The following is a 22,232-nucleotide window of genomic DNA, read 5'->3' as shown; positions in this document are numbered from 1 at the left end:
CTCATTGACCCTCATTCGCTTCCCTTAAGTCAACGGTCAGAAGCCTGGCTGCACACCCGATTCAATAGCCTGATAGGCCGAATTGACGCCAATTAGTGTCACCTCTCCCTTTACACCTTGACGTGTTTCTGAACAGATACACACATCTTGAGCTTGAAAGGATATTTTAGACCGTGAACGTTCAAAAGCGGATCAGTTTTCAATTCGTTCGGGACGAAGTGAAGCGGCGGATCGAGACACGGGTCTGGCCCCAAGGTTCCTTGCTGCCGACCGAAACCCAGCTTGCCGAAGAGTTCAACTGCGCGCGCGCAACCGTCAACCGTGCGCTGCGCGAACTGGCCGAGCAAGGGTTCGTCGAGCGCAAGCGCAAGAGCGGAACGCGGGTCAAGAAATCACCCAGCAAACAGGCCAAGCTGGAACTGTCGCTGGCCCGTCAGATCGTCGAAGACCAGAACCAGACCTACCGCTATGCCCTGGTCGAGCGCAGCATCGACAAGAGCCCGGGCTGGCTCAGCTCGCAACTGGGTCTGCCGCCGCAATCGCAGATCCTGCATCTGGTGTGCATGCACTATGCCGACAACCGCCCGTTTCAGCACGAAGAACGCTGGATCAACATTTCGGCCGTCCCCGAGGTTGAAGATGCCAATCTGGAAGAGGTCGGGCCGCATGAATGGCTGTTGAATGCGAACCCCTTCATTGACGCCGAGCTTGCACTCTACGCCATTTCCGCCGACAGCCACTTGGCAGATTATATGGGAACGACGACCGGGGCCGCGATGATTCAGCTTGAGCGCACGACATGGAAAGACGGACAGCCGGTTTCGTTTGCCCGCCTGACCCACCATCCAGGCTATTGCATCCGTACCCGCTACTGACCGCTACCCAATCGGCCCGGACAGGCGTTCTTCGCTCAGCAGTACATTTGCTTCGACATCCCCGGCCCCCGGCAGGGTCATGATGCGCCGACGCAGGACCCGTTCAAAGTCCGCCAGGTCGCGCGCGACCACGCGCAGTCGGTAGTCATACAGGCCCAGTACGTGTTCCACGGTTTGGACTTCGGGAATGGCGCTGACGGCGCGTTCGAAATCCTCGAGGCTGACCTGCCCTTTGCGGGCCAGCTTGACGCCCAGAAATACGGTGACACCGAACCCCAGTGCCTCGGCGTTCAGGCGCAGCCTGCGCCCTTTGATGATGCCCGCCTGCTCCAGCCGCCGGATCCGGCGCCAGGTGGCAGGCTGCGACAGACCGAAACGCCGCCCCAGCGCACCTGCGCTCTGTGTGGCGTCCTGCGCCAAGGCGCGCAGCAGTTTGCGGTCCAGTTCATCCAGTTCGATCATACCGGCAGCACCTCGTCCCGCTTGACCCGCGCGATGTGCATCAGGGCCTCGATATCGGCGATATGCGGCAGGGTCAGGATACGGTCGCGATAGACCTGCTGATAATGCGCCATGTCCCGCGCGATGACGGACAGGCGGACATCCACCCTCCCCAGAAAGGTCTGGATCTCGATCACCTCGGGCACCTTGCGGCCGGCTTCGGTGAATTCGTCGAAGGCGCGCGGCTGGGTCTTGTCCAGGGTCACCCGCAGCGACACCTCGACCGCATAGCCCATAGCGGACCAGTCAATCACGGCCTCCTGCCCCTGAATGATCCCGACGGCCTGCATCTTCTCGATCCGCCGCCAGCACACGCCATTGCTGATCCGGCACCGCTCGGCCAGTTCGGCGGTGCTCAGGCTCGGGTCGACCTGAAAATGGCGCAGGATACGGCGGTCGATGTCGTCAAGCATGACTTTTTTAGTTTTTTCGGTTTCTGAGAATTATTCTTCGCTTCTGTCGTCAATATCCAATGTCATCGCTCTCGCCAATAGCAATCACCGCAGATAGAAACGCAGCAATCGAAACAGAAAGGACCGGCAAAATGCGCGTCTATTACGATCGCGATTGCGACATCAACCTGATCAAGGACAAGAAAGTGGCCATTCTGGGCTACGGTTCCCAAGGCCACGCCCACGCGCTGAACCTGCGCGACTCAGGCGCCAAGAACCTGGTCGTCGCCCTGCGCGAAGGCTCGCCCTCGGCCAAGAAAGCCGAAGCCGAAGGCCTGCAGGTGATGGGCATTGCCGAGGCCGCAGCCTGGTGCGACGTCATCATGTTCACCATGCCCGACGAGCTTCAGGCCGAGACCTACAAGAAATATGTGCATGACAACATCAAGCCCGGCGCGGCAATCGCCTTTGCCCACGGCCTGAACGTGCATTTCGGCCTGATCGAGCCGAAAGAGGGCGTGGACGTCATCATGATGGCCCCCAAAGGCCCCGGCCACACCGTGCGCGGCGAATATGTCAAAGGCGGCGGCGTGCCCTGCCTGGTGGCGGTCCACACCGACGCGACCGGCAAGGCGCTGGAAATCGGCTTGTCCTACTGCTCGGCCATCGGCGGCGGTCGTTCGGGCATCATCGAGACCAACTTCCGCGAGGAATGCGAAACCGACCTGTTCGGTGAGCAGGCCGTTCTGTGCGGTGGTCTGGTCGAACTGATCCGCTGCGGCTTTGAAACCCTGGTTGAGGCCGGTTATGCGCCCGAGATGGCCTATTTCGAGTGTCTGCACGAGGTGAAGCTGATCGTGGACCTGATCTATGAAGGCGGCATCGCCAACATGGACTACTCGATCTCGAACACTGCGGAATACGGTCAATACGTCACTGGCCCCCGCATCCTGCCCTATGAGCAGACCAAGAAGGCGATGAAAGAGGTTCTGAACGACATCCAGCAGGGCAAGTTCGTGCGCGACTTCATGCTGGAAAACCAGGTCGGTCAGCCCACGATCAAGGCTTCGCGCCGGGCCAATGACGAACACCAGATCGAAGAAGTCGGCAAAAAGCTGCGGGGCATGATGCCCTGGATTTCGGCCGGCAAGCTGGTCGATCAGGAAAAGAACTAAGCCCGAACGGCTTGGACCCAAGGGCGGCCCCGGTGGCCGCCCTTTTCATGCAGAACGGATGAACGGCCAGCGATGGTGCCTCAACCTAACATACGCGACTGGAGCGGCGTCATTGCCCTGGGCCTGATCTGGGGCGGCACCTTCATGGTCGTCGCGATGGCGTTGGAAGGCTATGGCCCGATCACGGTGGCCACGGCGCGGACGACACTGGGCGCGGTGATGCTGCTGGCCTTGATGGGTCTGACCCGGCGGCGCATCCCCAGCCTGACCCCCAGTCTCGCGTGGTCGGTATTCCTGATCGGCATCCTGTCCACCGCGCTGCCTTTCGTGCTGCTCAGCTGGGGGCAGCAATATGTACCCTCGGCCTTTGCCGGGCTGTCCATGGCCGCAATTCCGTTGATGGTGCTGCCGCTGGCGCATTTCTTCTCGGATGAACCCCTGAACCCACGTCGTTTCGTCGGGGTATCGCTGGGCTTCACCGGAGCGCTGGTGCTTATCGGCCCAGGGCTGGCGCAACTGGGCAGCGGGGCCGAGCCGCTGGCACAGCTGGCCTGCATCGGGGCGGCGTTCTGCTATTCGGTGGCGTCGATCCTGACCCGGCGCTGCCCGCCGATCGACCCGGTGGTACTGGCCGCACTGACATTGGTGGTGGGCGCAGTGATCCTGGTGCCCATCATGCTGGCGACCGAGGGCGTGCCCGCACCGCAAGGCCTGCGCCCCACGCTTGCGCTGATCGTACTGGGCCTTGTGCCCACGGCCTTTGCCACCCTGCTGCGGGTGTCGATCATTCGCAGCGCCGGGTCGGTCTTCATGACGCTGGTGAACTATCAGGTGCCGGTCTGGTCGATGATCTTCGGCGCATGGATCCTGTCCGAGGCGCTGCCGCTGCGGTTCTACATAGCATTGGCGCTGATCCTGACAGGCATGGCCATCAGCCAATGGTTCAGCCTGCGCAAGTTGCTGTTGGGCTACTGACGCGCGGCGGCTTCGACCTCGGCCACGATCCCATCGACCACCTGTGCCAAAAGGGCGTCATCCTCGCATTCCGCCATCACGCGGATCAAGGGCTCGGTGCCCGACTTGCGGATCAGCAACCGCCCCTGCCCGTTCAGCCGCGCCTCGGCATCAGCAATCGCGGCCTTGACCGTTTCCGCTTCCAGCGGGGCCTGCCCTTCGCCATAGCGCACGTTCTTCAACAGTTGCGGCACCGTCTCGAACTGCTGCGCCAGATCCGAGGCTTTGCGCCCCGAATTCACCATCTCGGCCAGGAAATGCAGCCCCGCCATCAGGCCATCACCCGTGGTGGCATAGTCGCTCATGACGATGTGGCCGGATTGCTCGCCGCCAAGGTTGAACCCGCCTTCCCGCATACGCTCGACCACATAGCGGTCACCGACCGCCGTCCGTTCCAGCCGCAGCCCGCGCGCGCCCAGAAACCGTTCCAGACCCAGGTTCGACATGACGGTCGCAACAAGCGCGCCGCCTTTCAGCCGTTCGGAAGTGGCCCAGGCGGTAGCCAGAAGGGCCATGAGTTGATCGCCATCGGCGACCTGTCCGGTTTCATCCACGATCACGACCCGGTCGGCATCACCGTCGAGGCAGATGCCCACATCCGCCCCATGCGCCACGACGGCCTCGGCCGCCACGCGCGGCTGGGTCGAGCCGCAGCCCAGGTTGATGTTCTTGCCGTTGGGTGCCGTTCCCACCGGGATCACCTCGGCCCCCAGCTCCCACAGGACCTCGGGCGCGGTGCGGTGCGCGGCGCCGTTGGCGCAGTCGATCACCACCTTGAGGCCATCCAGACGCAGCTCGCGCGGCAGAGATGACTTGACCCGCTCGCCATAGCGGAATCGGGCGTCATCGACGCGCCGGGCACGCCCGATATTCCGCGCCTGCGCGGGTTTGACACCCTCTTCGATCAGTTGTTCGATCTCCAGCTCGGCCTGGTCGGACAGTTTGAACCCATCGGGGCCAAAGAACTTGATCCCATTGTCTTCGGCCGGGTTGTGGCTGGCCGAGATCATCACACCCAGATCGGCCCGCATCGACCGGGTCATCAGCCCGACCGCCGGGGTCGGCACCGGCCCCAGCAGCAGCACGTTCATGCCGGTCGACGTCAGACCCGCCGTCAGCGCGTTTTCTAGCATATAGCCCGACAGGCGCGTATCCTTGCCGATCACCACCCGGTGAACGCCCGAGCCATCCCGGCGGAAGTACCGCCCCACCGCCGCGCCGATCCGCAACGCCATCTCGGCCGTCATCGGATAGGTGTTGGCGGTGCCCCGCACCCCGTCGGTTCCGAACAGCTTGCGCATACCTGTTACTCCACAAAGTCCTGCCTGCGACCCGATTACCGGACAGCGGCCCACAGGCGCAAGGCCTGAGCGGTTTCGGCCACGTCATGCACCCGGATGATCTGCACACCTTGCGACAATCCAGCCAACGCAACGGCGATTGATCCCGGCGCGCGGGCATCCTTGCGCGGTTCCGCACCGATCCGGCCGATGAAGCCCTTGCGTGACACGCCCAGCAGGATCGGGCAGCCCAACCCGTGAAACAGGCTGAGATTGCGGAGCAGGGTCAGGTTGTGGTCCTCGGTCTTGCCAAAGCCTATGCCCGGATCAACGATGATCCGGCCCCGATCCAGCCCGAGACCTTCCAGCCGGGCCACCTGCCCGGACAGGAAATCGTAGACGTCCAGCAGAACGTCGTCATAGGTCGGGTTGTTCTGCATCGTGGCCGGGTCGCCCTGCATGTGCATCACGCAGACCGGCGCGTTGATCTCGGCGCAGAAAGCGCCAAGTGCAGGATCGAAGGTAAAGCCCGAAACATCGTTGATCAGCCCCGCCCCGGCCTCGACCGCGGCCGTGGCCACGGCGGATTTGCGCGTGTCGATCGAGATCAGCGCCGGTGTCTCGGCCCGGATCGCGCGGATCAAGGGCTGGGTGCGGGCGATCTCTTCGTCCTCGGGCACAAAATCCGCACCGGGGCGCGTGGATTCACCGCCGATATCCAGAATGGTCGCACCGTGCGCGACCATTTCCCGGGCTGCTGCACACGCGGCGTCGGGGGTGTTGTGCTTGCCACCGTCGGAAAAACTGTCGGGCGTGGCGTTCAGGATGCCCATGATCTGCGGCTGCGTCATCTCCAGCCCAGCAATCGCGGTGCGCGGTTGCATCAGCCGGTCGAGCCAGGTTTCAGGGATATCGGCAGCCGCAACGATACGGGGTGCCGCGTCACGCTGCAGACATTCGGCATGGGTGAACCACAGGTCCTGCCCCGCCAGCGGCAAGGCCCCGTCCGGGCGCACAGGCCCGTGTTGCACCAATGGGCGATAGTAACTGGTCACAGTTTCGCCTGCTCCACCGGAACCGCCCGAAGCGGCGTTTTAGGCGACTCGGGCAGTTCCCCGCCAATGACCAGCATTTCGCTGGCCTCAAAGGTGGCGGCGAACCAGGCCGCCAACGCCACCGCATCGGACGGTGCCGCCGAAGGCCCATCGACCGCATCCAGCACGATCTTGGACGGTGCCCAGACACAGATCTGGCCGTTCTTCATGGCCCAGTCCAGTTCGGTCCGGGTCGAGACGACGACACAGCGATGATCACGCGCGGCCAGCACCCAGGCGTTCTGCTCGATCGCCAGCAGGTCGATCCGGCGCTGGGTCATGGCGTGGCCGGTCTGAGGCACCGGCAGATCTGAGGCGCCCACGCACAGAATCAGCGGTCGCTGTCGGTTTTCCAGTTGGTCGATCCAGCCCGACAAATTTTCGGACTCAATCGCTGCGTTCGACAGAAAGACCAGCCGGGGATGTGGGCGCTCTTCCTCGATGACATCGTGATGGACCGCATCCTTGCCACGAACGATCTCGACACCCAAAGCACCCGGGCCGCGATCCAGTTTTTCAATGCGGACAAAAGCTCTTACCGCCTGAGGTTCAAGCAGGATCCGCTCAGCTATTCGATCCGCCAGCGTCTCGAGCAAGTTCAGGCGCTCGGCCGCCAGTTCATAGGCGATGGCCTCGGTCACCCGGTCGTAGGACAGGATGCGGTCGACATCATCGTCGATGTTTTCGGTCAGCGGCCGCACTTCGACCACGATGTTGAAACAGATGCGCTGGGTTGTGCCCCGCTCGGCCTGAAAAGCGCCGATCTCGACCTCGACAATGTGGTCGCGCAACGAGATACGATCCAGCGGCCCGCGTGGCGCAGTCGCCTCGGACCGTTCGGACGGGTGCGCAAAGGCAAGGCGGATTTCAGTACTCATGGCACGGGCCTTTTCGGGCAGCTTGGACAGGTTTGCCCAATTTAGTGGTTCCGCGCGGCTATAGCATTCAAGCAAACGCCATTCCAGCCGCCGAATGCGGCGTCAGGTGACGCGGTACCAACTCATCATACCCGATGCGGCGTGTCCAAGCATATGGCAATGCAGCAGCCAGTTGCCCGGGTTGTCGGTGACCAGCGCAATCTCGCGAGTCTCGCCGCGTTCGACCAGAACCGTATCGCGCCATGGCCCAAGACTTCCGTCCGGCAAGATCAGCCGAAAATGGTGGCCATGCAGGTGCATCGCGTGTGGGAACACCGTTTCGTTCACGAAGGCGATCCGGTGAACGCTTCCCAAGGGCGCGTCCATAAACGGGTCATCGGGTCGCTCGGCGTAGCCATTCAGCGCCCAGAACCGCCCCAGCTGAGCCAGTTCCCGACCCGAGAGCTCGGTCTCGCCAATCCGCGCGCTCTCGAGCCAGCGCATGGCACCCCCCTGCAACCTCATCTCGTGCTGCGGTACGTTGTTGAGGTCCGTCAATTCCGGAAGCGGGTTCGGCGGCAATGGCCGAACTCCCGACCGGGGAGTGGAAGCCGCCCGCCCTGCCACCGCAAATCGGGCCAAACCAAACGCGCCGTCACGTTCCTGACTGAACAGGCTGGCCGTTTCAGCATCCGCAGCCAGCACATCCACCAACAAATCCGCACGTTGTGCCGGGGCCAGCGGGAACGTGTCCTCAATCGGGATCGGCTCGGCCAACGGCATTCCATCCATCGCGACAATCCATCCGGTCATTCCGTCCAAGCCAACGGTGAAGACACGCGCATTCGCAGCGTTGATCAACCTCAGACGCAGTCGTTGGTTTTGTTGAACAGGAAAGGATGGGTCGAATGCACCATTGACCGTGATGAGGTTTCCCAACCGTCCAGCATGGCTGAGGTCATGGCCGTTGTCGAAATCTTGGGTAATCTGGGCCGTTTCCGGATCAAGTCGCCAGTCATCCAGCATCAGCACCAGATCCTGCTCCACATCCGGCGCTTCGGACTCGTGCAGGATCAATGGGCCATACAGGCCACGGGCCACCTGTTCGACTGACTTGTTATGCGCATGATACCAATAGGTTCCGGCGTCCGGCACGATGAAATCATAGTCGAAGGTCGCGCCGCCTGGAACCGCATCCTGAGTCAACCCCGGCACGCCATCCATAGCGTTGTCGATGCGGATACCGTGCCAATGAACCGAAGTGGCTTTCGGTAATTCGTTCACCAAGCGGCGCTGAACCCGCTCGCCTTGCTGCAGATGGATTGGGCTGCCCGGCACCTGCCCATCAAAGCCCCAGATAGCGGTTTCCGGAAACCCCGGAGGGGCAATCAACTGAGCGCCCTCGCGCGCAGTCAGGGTCAGCGGCGCGGAGCGCACTAGCGTTGGAAACACCGCAAGCGCGGCGGCAGATTTCAAAAGGCTTCGGCGGCTCAGATTCATTGCGGGTCTCCTTGCCCGCAATATAGCCCTTGGTTTCACCCGCGCCATCAACGTTCCAGCGCGGGTGCGTCAATGCGCGCTAGTTGCTCGCAGTGCGGTAGTTGTGGCGGTAGAAGATATGCACACCGATGCGCGCAGTTTCCTTGTAAACGCGCGACCACGACGGGCGCACCGCCTTGGTGTGGTAATGCGTGGCCCCCGACGTGAGCGGATCGCTGACCCCCTCGATCGCGGCCTTGGCAACTTTGGCCACCCGCTCATAGGCTTTCTTCTCGTGAATGACTTCCTTGCGGCCGTCACAGGTATAGGTGAACTGGCACTGGTATTTCTTGCCTGTTCCCTGGCGGATCACGCCGCAGACGGTGTTCGGGAAACGGGTGCTTTCCACCCGGTTCAAAATCACCTCGGCAACCGCGAATTGGCCGCGCACGCTCTCTCCGCGCGCTTCGAAATACAGGGCCTCGGCCAAGCATTTCAGATCTTCGCCGCCGCTGGCTTTGGGTTGTTCGTCCAGCCAGGCCTTGGTGTAGGAAACCTCGACCGGTTGGACCTCTTTCCTGGGTTGGAACAGCTTCAGATAGTCGCGAAAGCTTTGTCCCGGCACCTCGTTGCGCGACACCAGTTCGCGCTTGGCAGTCTCGGTGGCTTCCCTCTCGGCAACGGACGCACTCGGCATCACGGTTGCCGCCGCAATGGCAACAGCCAGTATGTATCGTAGCATCAGATAACCTCGCACAGGCACTTCACGCGCCATACCCTCCCCCGGCGGGCGCGACGGGGTCTTAACGCAGAAGGCGCGAAAGGTCCAGTTCTGAGGAAAAAGCAAGAAAAATCTTGCCCGCGGGGCCAAAATTAATCAGCCACAGGTCCATCCCGAAACCACTATTCCTAGGGCTTTGACGGCCTGTCAACCCCCAAGTTTTGACGAAATCGCCAACTGAGCGGCAGCCAGCCGAGCGACCGGGACTCGGAAGGGTGAACACGACACATAATCGAACCCCAGATCCCGACAAAGGGCGATTGATTCGGGGTTGCCGCCATGTTCACCACAGACCGAAAGCGTGACATCGGGCCGAGCTGTACGCCCCCGCTCCGAGCCCAGCTTGAGCAGTTCGCCGACTCCATCGGCGTCCAGAACATGGAACGGATCCTCGGTGAACACCCCCTGCCGGACATAGGCTGACATGAAGCGTCCCGCGTCGTCGCGCGACAGACCATAGGTCATCTGTGTCAGGTCATTGGTGCCGAAACTCAGGAACGAGGCATGAGGAGCGATTTCCTCGGCACGCAAACAGGCCCGGGGCGTTTCGACCATCACACCCAACCGGTATTCAAACTCCTGACCTCGCTCGGCCGCGACGGCTGCGGCAACCGTGTCCACCCGCGCCTTGATCAGTTCGACCTCGCGCTTGGCCGAAACCAGCGGGATCATGACCTCGGGCACTACCGGCGCGCCATTTTTACTGGCTTCGAGCGTCGCCTCGAAGATCGCGCGGGCTTGCATGTCATAGATCTCGGGCACCGTGATACCAAGGCGCACGCCCCGCAACCCCAGCATGGGGTTGTACTCGCTCATTTCGTCCACCCGACGCTCGACATCCGAAACCGGAAGGTCCAGCGCTTCGGCCAGTTCGCGCTGCCCGCTGCGTGTGGTCGGCAGAAACTCGTGCAGAGGCGGATCAAACAATCGGATGCAGACGGGCTGGCCTTCCATGATCCGGAAAAGCTGCACAAAATCATCGCGTTGCATCGGAAGCAACCGTTCCAGAACCGCCGCGCGCCCCGATGAAGTCTGAGCGAAAATCATCTCGCGCATCACGATCAGGCGACCGGGGTCAAAAAACATATGCTCGGTTCGGCACAACCCGATCCCCTGCGCCTGGAAATTCCGCGCAGCCTGCGCGTCGGCAGGTGTGTCGGCATTGGCACGAATTGATATGTCACGCTCGGCGTCGGCCCAACTCATCAATGTCTGAAAACAGTCATCCAGAGCAGCTTCAAGCATCGCCGGCTCGCCTGCCAACACCTGGCCCGAGCTTCCGTCAATCGTCAGAATGTCGCCAGTGGTGAAAACGCGGCCGTCCGGAACGGAAAGCTGCTTTTTCTTGGTCTGAAACCGCATCTCGGACGCGCCGACGATACAGGGCAGCCCCAGGCCGCGCCCGATCACGGCCGCATGGCTGGTCATGCCACCTTTTTCGGTCAGTACTGCGACCGCGGCGTGCATGCCGCGCACATCCTCGGGCGAGGTTTCACGGCGCACCAGAATGCAGGGCTCGCCGCGTGCGGCGCTGGCCTGTGCCTCGGCCGAAGTGAACACGATCCGGCCGGTGGCCGCTCCGGGACTGGCCCCGATGCCCGTGGTCAGCACGTCACGCTTGGCCTCGGGATGAACCTGACGGTGCAGCAACTCATTCAACGAATGCGGATCGATCCGCATGACGGCTTCCTGCTGGGTGATGATGCCATCCTCGGCCAATCGAACGGCGATCCGCATGGCGGCGCGGGCGCTGCGCTGAACGCGGACCCCGTCCAGAATATGCACCTTGCCGTTTTCGATCACGAATTCGACCTGCATCTCTTCGCGCAATTTGCGCCGCATCAACGCCGCATGGGCCTTCAGGTCGGCAAAGGCCTGAGGCGCAACATCCTCGAGCGCTTGCCCGCGCGGGTCTTTTTCAAGGTACAGGGCGGCAACCCCCTCGCCCAGCGCATCACGCCCCTGGCTTTGGCTCAGGTAGCGGCCTGTGATCTGCGGCATGCCGGTCGAGGTATCCACCAGCTGCAGCACACCCGATCCGCATTCGCCCTGACCGACGCCCGGGATCATCTCCTGAATGACAAGGCCCAGTCCGGCATCCGCCGGAGCGCCCTTGGCCTGCCGCAGCAGACGGGCGGACGTACCATCCCACGCCCGCGCCATCGAGCGCAGGACCGCCAGCAACTGCTCGCCCCGGTCCTGGGGGAACGCTTCGTCCGTTTCGTCCTCATAGGCGCGCAGGGTCTGGCGCAGGCCTTCGCGGCCATCGGCTTCGATGTCGTCGAAAACATCCGCGTCCAGTCGCGCAACGTGGATCGCATAGCTTTGGACGAACCGCAGATACAATGCGGCGGCGGCCTCGGGGCCCATCTTGTCGGACAATTCCACGAAACGGGCATCGTTCATCCCAATGTTCAGAACCGCGCCGGGGCCACCCCAGTCAGGGTCCTCGGAACTGGGACGCACGCACAGCAACGCCGATGCGTCGAACTGTTCAAGTATGGCTTCGATTGCCGGGATATCGCCGTCAGCGATCCGCCGCACCTGATCGAAGGACAGGGCTACCGTACGCGGTACGGGAAGGTCCAACCGCACAAGGCGCTGCAGACATTTCGCCCGGCCGCCATGGGTGTCGGCGGCGACAGGAGCGTCAGGAGTGATGAGCGTGGTATGCGGATTATTCTGCACTGCGGCACCTTTTGGTTTCACCGCAGCATAAGCGCCCCAGCCTTCCGCGCAAGGGCCTTGTGGGCGCGCCAGAGCGCGCCCTTTGGGTCAGCCTTCGATCTTGGTCAGGTCCGCGACGCTGGAGCAGATCTGGCGGATCTGGCTCAGCATATTCAGGCGGTTGCGGCGCAGCACGGCATTGTCGGAATTGACCTGGACGTCCTCGAAGAACGCGTCGATCGGCCCGCGCAGCGCGGCCATGGCCGCCATCGCCGCCGGGAAATCCTCGGCCTTGAGTGCCGGTGCAATCTTGGCCTGTGCCTGATCCAGCGCGGCGAACAGGGCCTTTTCGCTGTCGGTCTCGGCGAATTTCAGATCGGCACCGAACGAGTATTCGACCCCGTCCTTCTCCTCGGCCTGGGTCAGGATGTTGTTGGCGCGCTTGAAGCCCTGCACCAGGTTTTCGCCATCTTCGGTCGCGATCACCACATTCAACGCGCGGGCGCGCTTGACCAGCAGGTTGAGGTCGTCATTGCCGTCCATCGCGATGCAGGCGTCTATCACGTCGTGGCGAATGCCCTCGTCACGTAGGAAGACCTTGAGGCGGTCGTGGAAGAAGGTCAGAAGATCCTCGGACGTATCGGGCACCTTCCGTTCAAGATGCAGAAAATCCGTCACTTGGTGTTTCCCGGCCTCGTTGCCCGCAAGCTTCTCCATCACCGCGCGGAACGCTGCTCCGAAAACACCGTGATCGGCGATCTCATCCAACAGCTCTGCGACATGCTCGTCGTGCAAGGCCTCGTTCGAAGCCGCTTCGGCCCGAACCAGTTGCGCGTCGAAGAAACGGTCGAGATTCATTCGCAGATCATTGTTCAGGATCAATCGGGTCACCCCCAACGCCGCGCGGCGCAGCGCAAACGGGTCTTTCGACCCGGTCGGCTTCTCATCAATCGCCCAGAACCCGGCCAGCGTGTCCAGCTTGTCGGCCAGCGCCACGGTTACCGAGAGCGGCGCGGTCGGCACGTCATCCGACGGGCCCAGCGGCGAGTAGTGCTCCTGCGCCACGGCGGCCACGGCGGCGTCTTCTCCAGCCGCCTCAATGTAATACCGCCCCATAAGCCCCTGAAGTTCGGGGAATTCATAGACCATCTCCGAACTCAGATCGGCCTTGGCCAGCCGCGCGGCCTTCTCGGCCTGGTCCGGGTCGGCGCCCGTGACCGTGGCCAGTTCGCGGGCCAGCGCGGCAATGCGGTCGATCCGCTGCGCCTGGGTGCCCAGCTTGTTGTGGAAGGTCACGTTTTCAAGTGCACGGGTCCATTGCGTGATGTCTGCCTTGGCGATGCGCAGGTCATTCTCCCAGAAGAATTTCGCATCGGCCAGACGCGCCGACAGCACCTTCTGGTTTCCGGCCAGAATGGTCGCGCCATTGTCGGTGGTCTCGCGGTTGGCCACGGTGATGAACCGTTCGATCCGCCCTGTCTTGGGATTGCGGACCGAGAAGAACTTCTGGTGCTCTTTCATCGAGGTCTGCAGCACCTCGGGCGGCAGGTCCAGGAATTCATCGTCGATCTGCCCCATCAGCACCACCGGCCATTCGACCAGCCCGGCCACCTCGGCCAGCAGGCCCTTGTCCTCGACCACCTCCAGACCGGCGGCAAAGGCCATGTTCTGTGCGTCGTTCCAGATGTGCTCGGCCCGTTCCTCGGGCGACAGCACGACAAAGGCGCGCTTCAGCTTGGCGGCGTAATCCTCGAACCCGGTCACGGCAAACCGGCCCGGCGCCATGAAGCGATGGCCCTCGGTGGTGTCGCCGGCGGTGATCCCGTCGATCTCCATCGGCACGATCTGCGTGCCGCTTTCATCGCTGAGGATGCACAAAATCGAATGCAGCGGCCGCACCCAGCGTAGGGCCCCACTGCCCCAGCGCATGGATTTCGGCCAGGGGAAGTTGCGGATCGTGTCGGCCAAAACTTCGGCCACGATCTCAGCCGCCGGACGGCCCGGCTTCTCGATGGTGGCGAAATAGACCGCACCTTTGGGCGTGTCCCGTTCCTCGAGCTGGTCGCGGCTGATCCCTGCGCCCCGCAGGAAGCCTTCGATGGCTTTTTCGGGCGCGCCAACCTTGGGTCCCTTGCGCTCCTCGCGGATGGTGGGGCTTTCCGCCAGCAGCCCCTCGACCGCCAGCGTCAGGCGGCGCGGCGTGGTCAGGGCGTGCGCATGGGCATAGGTCAGACCGGCCTCGACCAGACCGTCGGTGATCCGTTTTTTCAGATCCTCGCCGGCGCGGGTCTGCATGCGCGCGGGGATTTCCTCGGAAAACAGTTCGATCAGCAGGTCGGGCATTTTCGATCCTTAGAAATTGACGATCGTCTGGATGACGATGGCATTGGCGATATCCACGAAGAATGCGGATACAAGGGGGAGCACGATAAAGGCAATAGGCGAAGGCCCGTATCGCTTGGTTACGGCGGTCATATTGGCAATTGCGGTCGGTGTCGCGCCCAGCGCGAAGCCGCCGAACCCCGCCGCCAGCACCGCCGCGCGGTAGTTGGCGCCCATGACTGGAAACAGAACCCAGATCACGAAAGCCACCGCAAACAATGTCTGCGCCGTCATGATCACCACGATGGACAGGCCCAGATCGGCTATCGTCCACAGTTGCAGGCTCATCAGCGACATGGCCAGAAACGCGCCCAGCGCGAATTCCGAGATCAGCGCCAGCGACGGCGTGCGCGACACCGGCGCGGCGCGCGGGGCCAGCAGCGGGCGCAGGTTGCCGATCACGATACCCATGATCAGGCAGGGCACGAACAGCGGCAGTTTCAAACCCGCGGCCAGGATCACCTCGGACAGAGCATAGCCCGCGATGATGGCCATGTTCAGGTACAGCAGCACCCGCATCATCGTCAGGTGGTCGATCTTCGCGGCTGCGTCTGACGGCTCGTCGGGTACGCCGATCGTGTGTTCCTCGTCCGGGCGGTTTGGCGACAGGTCGCGCCCTTCGATCAACAGACGCGCGATAGGGCCACCGACCAGCGCCGCCAGAACCAGGCCCAGGGTCGCCACGGCCACCCCCAGTTCGGTCGCGCCCTCAAGCCCGGTCACCTGCCCGACCTCGGGCGCCCAGGCGATGGCGGTGCCATGGCCGCCGATCAGGGCAGCCGAGCCGAAAAGAACGCCGGACTGCGCCGGATAGCCGAAGGCCACCGCCCCCGCTGCGCCGATCAGGTTCTGCGCAACGATCGTCAGCAACGTCAGGATCAGCAGTAGCAGCAGAGGCTTTCCGCCCGCGATCAGGTCGGACAGCCGGGCATTCAGGCCGATCCCGGCAAAGAACAGCACCAGCAGGAAATCCCGCGCGGTCAGGTCGAACTCCAGTTCCATACCGAACAGCAGATACAGCGTCAGAACCGCCAGCGAAGCCAACAGACCTCCGGTGACGGGTTCGGGAATGTTGAATCGGCGCAGAACCTCTGCGCGGGCGTTGATCTCGGCGCCCATCAGGTAGACGGCAAAGCCCAGCGTTGCCGTCAGAAATCCGGGGATATCAACGATGAACCCCATCCCGCCCACTCAGTTTTCCGGTTGGGGCGGGCACTCTTCGCCGACAACCGTTCCGTCATAGGCCTTTTCGCCGCAGTTGTTCAGGGCATGCCAGGCAAAACCCGAACCGTCCTGCGTTACCGCCACGATCCGATCAACGCCATAGTGGATGTTCTTGACCCCTACGAACGCGCGGGCGGATCCGTTCGCCAACGCCTCGGCCAGAGTAGCCGCATCATAGCAGTCGAACCAACCCGGGGCCGTCAGCGGCTCGGCCTCTTCGGCGCTCATGTAGCGGACGGCCAGTTGTTCCGGCTTCAGATCTGTCTGGAAACAAGCCCGATACCGGATCGGAGAGCTGTCGGCGTCGACCGCCTGAAACGCGCTGTAGGCAATTGGCACCGGTTGGCCGGTCGCGGTTTCGGTCAGAACAACATCCTGACCGGGTGAGGGTTCGACCTCGTAGTAGTAGCCGTAGACCTGCAGGTAATACATGCTGACGCCAGCAATGACGGCGCAAGCGACCAACAGAATTGCCAGCATTTTCCCGGTCATGCGCGATCCTCCTGTGGGGTGCGACGAGCCATCAGGCCTCGAAACCCGCGGCCTCGGTCTGCACGAAAGCATCGGCGCATTGCTTGGCCAGCGCGCGCACCCGCCCGATATAGGCCTGCCGCTCGGTCACCGAAATCACGCCGCGCGCGTCCAGGAGGTTGAAGATATGGCTGGCCTTGATGCACTGGTCATAAGCAGGATGCGCCATGATGATCCGCTTGCCCGTTTTGGGGTCAACGTTTTCCTGGCTCAGGATCGCGGCGCATTCTTCCTCGGCCTCTTCGAAGTGGCGCAGCAAAACCTCGGTGTTGGCCACATCAAAGTTCCAACGGGCGTATTCCTCTTCGGTTTGCTTGAAGATGTCGCCATATGTCAGCGGGCTGGGCGATTGCGGGTCGTTGAAGGGCATGTCCATTACGTGGTCGATGCCCAGAACATACATCGCCAGCCGTTCCAGACCATATGTCAGCTCGCCCGAGACCGGCGCGCAGTCATGGCCGCCGACCTGCTGGAAATAGGTAAACTGGCTGACTTCCATGCCGTCGCACCAGACCTCCCAGCCCAGGCCCCATGCGCCCAGGGTGGGGCTTTCCCAGTCATCCTCGACGAAACGGATGTCGTGCAGGTCCATGTCGATGCCGATGGCCTGAAGGCTCCCCAGATACAGCTCTTGCAGGTCCGGAGGGCTGGGTTTGATCAGCACCTGGTACTGATAGTAATGCTGCAAGCGGTTGGGGTTCTCGCCATAGCGCCCATCGGTCGGACGGCGCGACGGTTGAACGTAGGCCGCAGCCCAGGGTTTGGACCCCAAAGCCCGCAGGGTGGTTGCAGGGTGGAACGTACCGGCACCGACCTCCATGTCGTATGGCTGCAGGATGGCACAGCCCTTCGAGGCCCAGTAGTTCTGAAGCCGCAGGATGATTTCCTGAAATGAACGTGGTGCGCTGGACGGTTCGGTCATGACATTCCCTTTGGGCGCGGATTTGCCCGGTTCCGGTCGGTTTTGCCCTTCCTATGCAAGGGGCCAAGGGGCGTCAACGGGCCAATGCCCGCCTGCTGTCACTGTGCCGCCACACCAGAAATTCCCCGTATCGTGGGCATAGCGTTTTCACCCCTGAATCGCGTAAGTTGAGGCAAAGCCAAAACACTGCATAAAACGGGCAGAAAATGACACGCATATTCGTTGCAATTCTTTTAATGATTACAGTCGGCCTGCGCGCTGCGTATGCTCAACAGGGGGCCGACGCAGGCGTCTGGGTTCAGGTCGAAGCGCAGCCATCGCTGCGCGAGGCACAGGACCGGGCGCAAGTCTATGCCAATGCCCTGCCCGACGTGAACGGGTTCCGCCTGAACAGCGGCTGGTACGCCATAGTGATCGGCCCCTATCTGCGGGCCGACGCCGAGCAGGTGCTGCGCGTCTACCGGGCCGAACGGCAGATCCCCTCAGACAGTTTCATCACATTTTCAGGTGCCCTGGGGCAGCAGTTCTGGCCAATCGGCGCCAATGTCCTGAACCGCGGCGCAATCACAGCGCCCGTTCAGCCCGAGCCGCAGCCAGAGCAGCCTCAGGCCGGTCTGACACCGCAACCTTCGGACGAGACGAGATCACAGGCCCTGCAGTCCGAGCGGCTGCTGAGCGGACAGGAACGAAAAGACCTGCAAACCGCATTGCAGGCTGCCGGGTTCTACAGTTCGACCATTGACGGGGCATTCGGCCAAGGTACACGCCGGTCGATGGCGGAATGGCAGCGGTTCAATGGCTTTGAACCGACCGGTGTCCTGACGACGGCACAGCGCAAGGCTTTGATGGATGACTACAATGCCCCGCTGATCAGCGTCGGCATGGCCCGTCACGTCGATGATCGCGCTGGGATTTCCGTCGACCTACCGCTTGGGGTAGTTGCCTTCGACCGATACGAGGCGCCGTTCGCGCATTTCAATTCCAGCGGTGATCTGGACGCACGGGTCGTTTTGATCAGCCAGGAGGGCAGCAAAACCACTTTGCGCGCGCTGTTCGAGGCGATGCAATCGCTCGAGATCGTGCCGCTGAACGGCCCGCGTGAGCTGCGTGGCGACAGGTTTACCATCGAAGGCCGTGGCAACGGGATCGTATCCTATACACAGGCCAATCTGAGCGACGGCAAGATCAAAGGCTTCACCCTTGTCTGGCCCGAAGGCGATGACGCACGCCGCGCCCGGGTTCTGGCCGCAATGACCGCCAGCTTTGAAACCACCGATGGTGTTCTTGATGCTGCGGCTGGCGCCAATGCCGAGCAAAGCATCGACTTGATGTCCGGTCTGCAACTCAGAAAACCACGGTTGTCGCGGTCGGGCTTTTTTGCCGATCCCAACGGTCTGGTCCTAACCGTGGCCGAGGCGGTGCAGAACTGCACCCGCGTCACCCTTGAGGACGGTCAGGAACTGCAAACCGCGTGGAGCGATCCCGAACTGGGCGTGGCGGTCCTGCGCCCCAACAAGACGCTGGCACCGATGGCCGTTGCGGCCTTGAATGAAGCCCAGCCTCGCCTGCAATCCGAAGTGGCCGTCGCGGGGTACTCATATGAGGGCGCTTTGGGGGCTCCGACGCTGACCTACGGCAAGATCGCCGATATCCGCGGGCTGAACGGAGAGGCCGGCGTGACCCGCCTGAGCCTGACCGCACAACCCGGAGACGCTGGCGGCCCGGTATTCGATGATCACGGCAACGTGGTCGGAATGCTGCTGCCTGCGCAGACGGAGGGGCGAACCCTGCCCCGCGATGTCAGCCTGGCTGCCGCGGCCGATCGCCTTCACGAGATCCTGTCAAAGGCCGGGGCAACGGCTCAGACCGCGCAGGAGACCGGGCAAGTTTCGCCTGACGAGTTGAACCGCCGCGCGACTGGCATGACCGTGCTGGTGAATTGCTGGGGTTGACCGAAAGTCACGAATAGAATTTGAGGGCGCCGCAGGACATTGCGGCGCCTTTTTTAGCCCTTCAAGATATCGGGCGTGACGTGCACAAGGGTCGGCACGGGCGCGTCAAAGGCCGCGCGAACGGCAGCCTGCATTTCAGGTAGCGAGTTCGGAGCGGCCGACCGCGCACCGAAAGCCTCGGCCAGCTTGCAGAAATCAGGGTTGCGCGCGACAACCGCATTCGGAGCAATCTGGCTGCCGACCATGCTGTCCTCGATCTCTTTCAGCTTTCCGTTGTCCCAAAGGATGATGGGCAGCGACAACCCCAGCTCGACCGCCGCACCCAGTTCCTGCATCGTATAGTGGAACCCGTAGTCACCCGCGATCACGGCAGTTGGCTTTCCGCGCCGCGCAACCGCGCCGCCGATCCCGGCCGGCAACGCATAGCCCAGAGTGCCGAACCCGGTCGGGTGGTGCCAGTGGTATGGGCGCGCCATGTCCCAGACCTCTTTCGCGACATAGGCGAACTGGGTCATGTCGGAATAGATCATGGTGTCGGCGGGCATCGCTGCACGCAAGGCGTCGGCAACCGGCACGATACCCGGTCTTTCCGCGTCGACCTCGGCGCGCCACCGTGCGCGGGCTTCGGCCACCTCTTCCGGCGACCAGCCGGTGGCCGGTTTGCAGTCTTGGGTCGCGGACCACAATGCATGGGCAAAACTTTCGCCGTCGGCCTGCAGCTTGACCGCCGCCCGGTGCCGGTCGGCCAGCACCTCGGGGTCGAGGTCAACCCGCACCAAGGTCGCGTTGTGGCCCAACCGGTCGCGCCAAAGGTCGACCTCACCCAATTCGGCACCGACCGCGATGACCAGATCGGCCGACCCAATCACCTCGGCACTGCCGGGTCGCGGCAAGGTCGCGCCGAAATCCAGGGTATAGCCGCTGCCGACCAACCCACGCCCCGCATAAGTGGTGAAACAGGCCGCACCGAGCTGAGACAGAATCTGACGCCACAGGTTCGACCGTGACCCACCACCCAATATGAACAGCGGCCGCCGTGCGATGTTCAGCAGCGACAGAACCGGCGCAATGTCCGGCGCCAGAGCCTTGACCCGCACCGCGTCCTGGTTCGGAAAAGGAGCGGGGTCGGCCTCGGCCTCCAATTGCGCGATCGGGACCTGGATATGCTTGGGGCGCGGGCGTTTCAGCGCGAACTCCTCAAAGGCGCGTTCGATCAGGCCATAGGCCGATTGCGCGTCGTTTGCCTGGCAGGACCAGTCGGTCACGCATTCAGCGGCCGCGCGCTGGTCTTTCATCTGGTGCAACTGGCCACGCTGCGCCTGCGTTTCGCTCAGACAGGACGACAGAACCAGCATCGGAACCGAGTCGGTATAGCCCTGCCCCATCGGCGTCATGACGTTGCACAGGCCAGGACCAGTGATCACGTAGGCTACGCCGGGCTTGCCCGCCGCCCTTGCATAACCGTCAGCCATGAAGCCCGCGCCCTGCTCATGCCGCGCCAGCACATGAGTAATGCCCGCTTCTTCGATTCCACGGTACATTTCCTGATTGTGCACACCGGGGATGCCGAAAATCACTTCGACCCCCCGATCCTTGAGCATGTGCGAGATTTGGGCGCCCAATGGTCTTTTCATCAGCCTCTCCAGAACCGAATGGTGAACAGGACATACACGGCCATCAGCTCCAGCCGGCCGGTCAGCATTCCGAAGGTCAGCAACCACTTGGCCGTGTCGTTCAGCCCGGCGAAATTCCCTGCGGGGCCGATCTGATCACCCAAACCGGGGCCAACATTTGCAAGCGCCGTCGCTGCACCGGATACCGCTGTGACGAAATCCAGACCAGTCAGCGCCAGCGCCCAGGACAACGCCCCCAGCGAAAGCACGAAGAACATGAAGAAGCTCATGACCGATGTCAGGACATCGCGGCTGATGGCGCGGCCATCATATTTGGGCACGAACACCCCGTGCGGGGACCGGATCCGACTGATCTGAGCCTTGATGGAAGCAATCAGCAACTGATAGCGGAAGATCTTGATGGAGCAGGCCGTAGAACCGGCGCAACCACCGATCAGACCTATCATGAAGAACATCATGATCGGAAAACTGCCCCAGGTCATGTAGTCGACACTGGCGTAGCCGGTGCCGGAAATGATCGAGGTGATGTTGAACAACGACTCGCGCACCGCCTGTTCCCAGTGATGTGGAAAGACCGATGTCAGAAAGACAGCCATGATCACCACCAGAACGGCAATCGTGGCCAGAAAGGCCCTGATCTGGCTGTCTTCCAGGATCGAGCCTGTCCGGCCGTTGACGAATTGTACATACCGCACGAACGGCAGCGCAGCCAGAATCATGAATATGGACGCGGCGTATTCCGCGGGCCCCGAGAACGTACCGAACGAGGCGTCATAGTTCGAGAACCCTCCGGTGGACATGGTTGTGAACGCATGAACGACCGCGTCGAAAAAGTTCATTCCCAAGCCGGCATAAACCAGGGCGCAGGCTACGGTCAGGAATACATAGATCAGCGAAATCTGGCCCGCGATCTCTTGCGCGCGAGGAAGGATTTTCCCCATGGTTTCAAACCCTTCCGAGCGGAAGATCTGCATTCCGCCGACCTTGAGCTCGGGCAGGAAAACCATGGCCACGACAATGATGCCGATCCCGCCCAGCCATTGCAGCAAACCGCGCCACAAAAGCAGGCCACGCGGCAGATCATCCAACCCGGAGATTACGGTCGACCCGGTGGTGGTCAGCCCGGACATGGCTTCGAAATAGGCATCGACAAATCGAAGCTCGGTCTCACCGAACACGAAGGGGATTGCCCCGAACAGCGGCAGCGCGACCCAGACGCCAGTGGTCAGCAAAAAGGTCTGACGGATGGTCAGCCCCTCGCCCACACCGTTCGAGCAGCTCATGGCCAGAACCACGCCGGTCAGGATCGTGATGACACCGCTTTCAAAGAAAACGTTCCACTCGCCCCGACCCTCGATGATGTCCGCAAGCATCGGCAACAGCATGGTCGCCCCAAGTATGGCGACCAGCAAGCCAATCACATATCCGACCGGGCGAAGATCCATCATGACGGGCAGCGTTGGCGCGCCGGC

Annotated in this window: 18 protein-coding genes; 4 read left to right on the top strand and 14 right to left on the bottom strand. The window is 62.4% G+C overall.

Translation table 11 applies throughout. The features are described from left to right. The first annotated feature begins 173 nt into the window (after window positions 1-173). Complete coding sequence (locus tag ACR0BA_RS01080; protein WP_170363152.1) at window positions 174-875, top strand: GntR family transcriptional regulator; 702 nt, start codon at window positions 174-176, stop codon at window positions 873-875. Between the two features lie 3 nt (window positions 876-878). On the opposite strand, the gene ACR0BA_RS01075 is transcribed toward ACR0BA_RS01080, so the two are convergent. Continuing rightward, window positions 879-1,337, bottom strand: a complete 459-nt coding sequence (locus ACR0BA_RS01075) for an Lrp/AsnC family transcriptional regulator (protein WP_170338401.1) — start codon at window positions 1,335-1,337, stop codon at window positions 879-881. After that, on the bottom strand, window positions 1,334-1,789 hold the full coding sequence (locus ACR0BA_RS01070; protein ID WP_170338399.1) for an Lrp/AsnC family transcriptional regulator: 456 nt from the start codon (window positions 1,787-1,789) through the stop codon (window positions 1,334-1,336). Before ACR0BA_RS01070 ends, ACR0BA_RS01075 begins: the two co-directional genes overlap by 4 nt. A gap of 131 nt (window positions 1,790-1,920) precedes the next feature. Between ACR0BA_RS01070 and ilvC the strand changes: the two genes are divergently transcribed. Further along, the gene (gene ilvC, locus ACR0BA_RS01065; protein WP_093962496.1) at window positions 1,921-2,943 is read left to right on the top strand and encodes a ketol-acid reductoisomerase; all 1,023 of its coding nucleotides are present in this window, start codon (window positions 1,921-1,923) and stop codon (window positions 2,941-2,943) included. Between the two features lie 72 nt (window positions 2,944-3,015). After that, window positions 3,016-3,918, top strand: a complete 903-nt coding sequence (locus ACR0BA_RS01060; RefSeq protein WP_480726061.1) for a DMT family transporter — start codon at window positions 3,016-3,018, stop codon at window positions 3,916-3,918. Here the strand turns inward: ACR0BA_RS01060 and glmM are convergent. The 10 genes from glmM to ACR0BA_RS01010 form a co-directional block, all read right to left on the bottom strand. Beyond that, the gene (glmM, locus tag ACR0BA_RS01055) at window positions 3,912-5,258 is read right to left on the bottom strand and encodes a phosphoglucosamine mutase (RefSeq protein ID WP_480726059.1); all 1,347 of its coding nucleotides are present in this window, start codon (window positions 5,256-5,258) and stop codon (window positions 3,912-3,914) included. The genes ACR0BA_RS01060 and glmM overlap by 7 nt on opposite strands. Before the next feature lie 35 nt (window positions 5,259-5,293). Further along, on the bottom strand, window positions 5,294-6,292 hold the full coding sequence (gene folP / locus ACR0BA_RS01050) for a dihydropteroate synthase (RefSeq protein WP_480726058.1): 999 nt from the start codon (window positions 6,290-6,292) through the stop codon (window positions 5,294-5,296). Next, window positions 6,289-7,209 (bottom strand): dihydroneopterin aldolase, encoded by a 921-nt coding sequence (locus tag ACR0BA_RS01045; protein ID WP_170402279.1) that lies wholly within the window; start codon window positions 7,207-7,209, stop codon window positions 6,289-6,291. Before ACR0BA_RS01045 ends, folP begins: the two co-directional genes overlap by 4 nt. A 102-nt stretch (window positions 7,210-7,311) precedes the next feature. Beyond that, complete coding sequence (locus ACR0BA_RS01040) at window positions 7,312-8,688, bottom strand: multicopper oxidase family protein (RefSeq protein WP_480726056.1); 1,377 nt, start codon at window positions 8,686-8,688, stop codon at window positions 7,312-7,314. Between the two features lie 79 nt (window positions 8,689-8,767). Beyond that, window positions 8,768-9,409 carry a cell wall hydrolase gene (locus ACR0BA_RS01035; protein WP_480726054.1) on the bottom strand — a complete coding sequence of 214 codons (642 nt, stop codon included), beginning with the start codon at window positions 9,407-9,409 and terminating at the stop codon, window positions 8,768-8,770. 186 nt (window positions 9,410-9,595) lie between these two features. Further along, a complete protein-coding gene (locus tag ACR0BA_RS01030; protein ID WP_480726053.1) occupies window positions 9,596-12,157 on the bottom strand; it encodes a putative PEP-binding protein in 2,562 nt (853 codons plus the stop codon). A 66-nt stretch (window positions 12,158-12,223) separates the two neighbouring features. Further along, window positions 12,224-14,458, bottom strand: a complete 2,235-nt coding sequence (gene glyS, locus ACR0BA_RS01025; RefSeq protein ID WP_480726052.1) for a glycine--tRNA ligase subunit beta — start codon at window positions 14,456-14,458, stop codon at window positions 12,224-12,226. 9 nt (window positions 14,459-14,467) lie between these two features. Next, window positions 14,468-15,679, bottom strand: coding sequence for a sodium/glutamate symporter (gltS, locus tag ACR0BA_RS01020; protein ID WP_480726050.1), 1,212 nt, complete (start codon window positions 15,677-15,679; stop codon window positions 14,468-14,470). A 9-nt stretch (window positions 15,680-15,688) separates the two neighbouring features. Further along, complete coding sequence (locus ACR0BA_RS01015) at window positions 15,689-16,213, bottom strand: DUF6446 family protein (protein ID WP_480726048.1); 525 nt, start codon at window positions 16,211-16,213, stop codon at window positions 15,689-15,691. Window positions 16,214-16,244: 31 nt separating this feature from the next. Further along, window positions 16,245-17,174 (bottom strand): glycine--tRNA ligase subunit alpha, encoded by a 930-nt coding sequence (locus tag ACR0BA_RS01010; RefSeq protein WP_093962505.1) that lies wholly within the window; start codon window positions 17,172-17,174, stop codon window positions 16,245-16,247. A 206-nt stretch (window positions 17,175-17,380) separates the two neighbouring features. Between ACR0BA_RS01010 and ACR0BA_RS01005 the strand changes: the two genes are divergently transcribed. After that, window positions 17,381-19,126: a serine protease gene (locus ACR0BA_RS01005; RefSeq protein ID WP_480726046.1), complete on the top strand. Its 1,746-nt coding sequence runs from the start codon at window positions 17,381-17,383 to the stop codon at window positions 19,124-19,126. Between the two features lie 53 nt (window positions 19,127-19,179). Here the strand turns inward: ACR0BA_RS01005 and ACR0BA_RS01000 are convergent, their stop codons facing one another. Both ACR0BA_RS01000 and ACR0BA_RS00995 read right to left on the bottom strand, forming a co-directional pair. Beyond that, entirely contained in the window at window positions 19,180-20,760 is a 1,581-nt protein-coding gene (locus ACR0BA_RS01000; protein ID WP_480726045.1) for a thiamine pyrophosphate-binding protein, read from the bottom strand. Continuing rightward, complete coding sequence (locus tag ACR0BA_RS00995; protein WP_480726043.1) at window positions 20,760-22,208, bottom strand: TrkH family potassium uptake protein; 1,449 nt, start codon at window positions 22,206-22,208, stop codon at window positions 20,760-20,762. Before ACR0BA_RS00995 ends, ACR0BA_RS01000 begins: the two co-directional genes overlap by 1 nt. Between the last annotated feature and the right edge of the window lie 24 nt (window positions 22,209-22,232).

Source organism: Ruegeria sp. CI5 (genome assembly GCF_056536885.1).
The sequence above is the reverse complement of the archived record's forward strand: the minus strand, read 5'-3'. Positions and strand labels throughout refer to the sequence as shown.

Excerpts from the sequence above, each read along its gene's own strand:
- ACR0BA_RS01075 (WP_170338401.1), bottom strand. The coding sequence starts at position 1,337 with ATGATCGAACTGGATGAACTGGACCGCAAACTGCTGCGCGCCTTGGCG.
- ACR0BA_RS01070 (WP_170338399.1), bottom strand. The coding sequence starts at position 1,789 with ATGCTTGACGACATCGACCGCCGTATCCTGCGCCATTTTCAGGTCGAC.
- ilvC (WP_093962496.1), top strand. The coding sequence starts at position 1,921 with ATGCGCGTCTATTACGATCGCGATTGCGACATCAACCTGATCAAGGAC.
- ACR0BA_RS01060 (WP_480726061.1), top strand. The coding sequence starts at position 3,016 with ATGGTGCCTCAACCTAACATACGCGACTGGAGCGGCGTCATTGCCCTG.
- glmM (WP_480726059.1), bottom strand. The coding sequence starts at position 5,258 with ATGCGCAAGCTGTTCGGAACCGACGGGGTGCGGGGCACCGCCAACACC.
- ACR0BA_RS01045 (WP_170402279.1), bottom strand. The coding sequence starts at position 7,209 with ATGAGTACTGAAATCCGCCTTGCCTTTGCGCACCCGTCCGAACGGTCC.
- ACR0BA_RS01040 (WP_480726056.1), bottom strand. The coding sequence starts at position 8,688 with ATGAATCTGAGCCGCCGAAGCCTTTTGAAATCTGCCGCCGCGCTTGCG.
- ACR0BA_RS01035 (WP_480726054.1), bottom strand. The coding sequence starts at position 9,409 with ATGCTACGATACATACTGGCTGTTGCCATTGCGGCGGCAACCGTGATG.
- glyS (WP_480726052.1), bottom strand. The coding sequence starts at position 14,458 with ATGCCCGACCTGCTGATCGAACTGTTTTCCGAGGAAATCCCCGCGCGC.
- gltS (WP_480726050.1), bottom strand. The coding sequence starts at position 15,679 with ATGGGGTTCATCGTTGATATCCCCGGATTTCTGACGGCAACGCTGGGC.
- ACR0BA_RS01015 (WP_480726048.1), bottom strand. The coding sequence starts at position 16,213 with ATGACCGGGAAAATGCTGGCAATTCTGTTGGTCGCTTGCGCCGTCATT.
- ACR0BA_RS01010 (WP_093962505.1), bottom strand. The coding sequence starts at position 17,174 with ATGACCGAACCGTCCAGCGCACCACGTTCATTTCAGGAAATCATCCTG.
- ACR0BA_RS01005 (WP_480726046.1), top strand. The coding sequence starts at position 17,381 with ATGACACGCATATTCGTTGCAATTCTTTTAATGATTACAGTCGGCCTG.
- ACR0BA_RS01000 (WP_480726045.1), bottom strand. The coding sequence starts at position 20,760 with ATGAAAAGACCATTGGGCGCCCAAATCTCGCACATGCTCAAGGATCGG.
- ACR0BA_RS00995 (WP_480726043.1), bottom strand. The coding sequence starts at position 22,208 with ATGATGGATCTTCGCCCGGTCGGATATGTGATTGGCTTGCTGGTCGCC.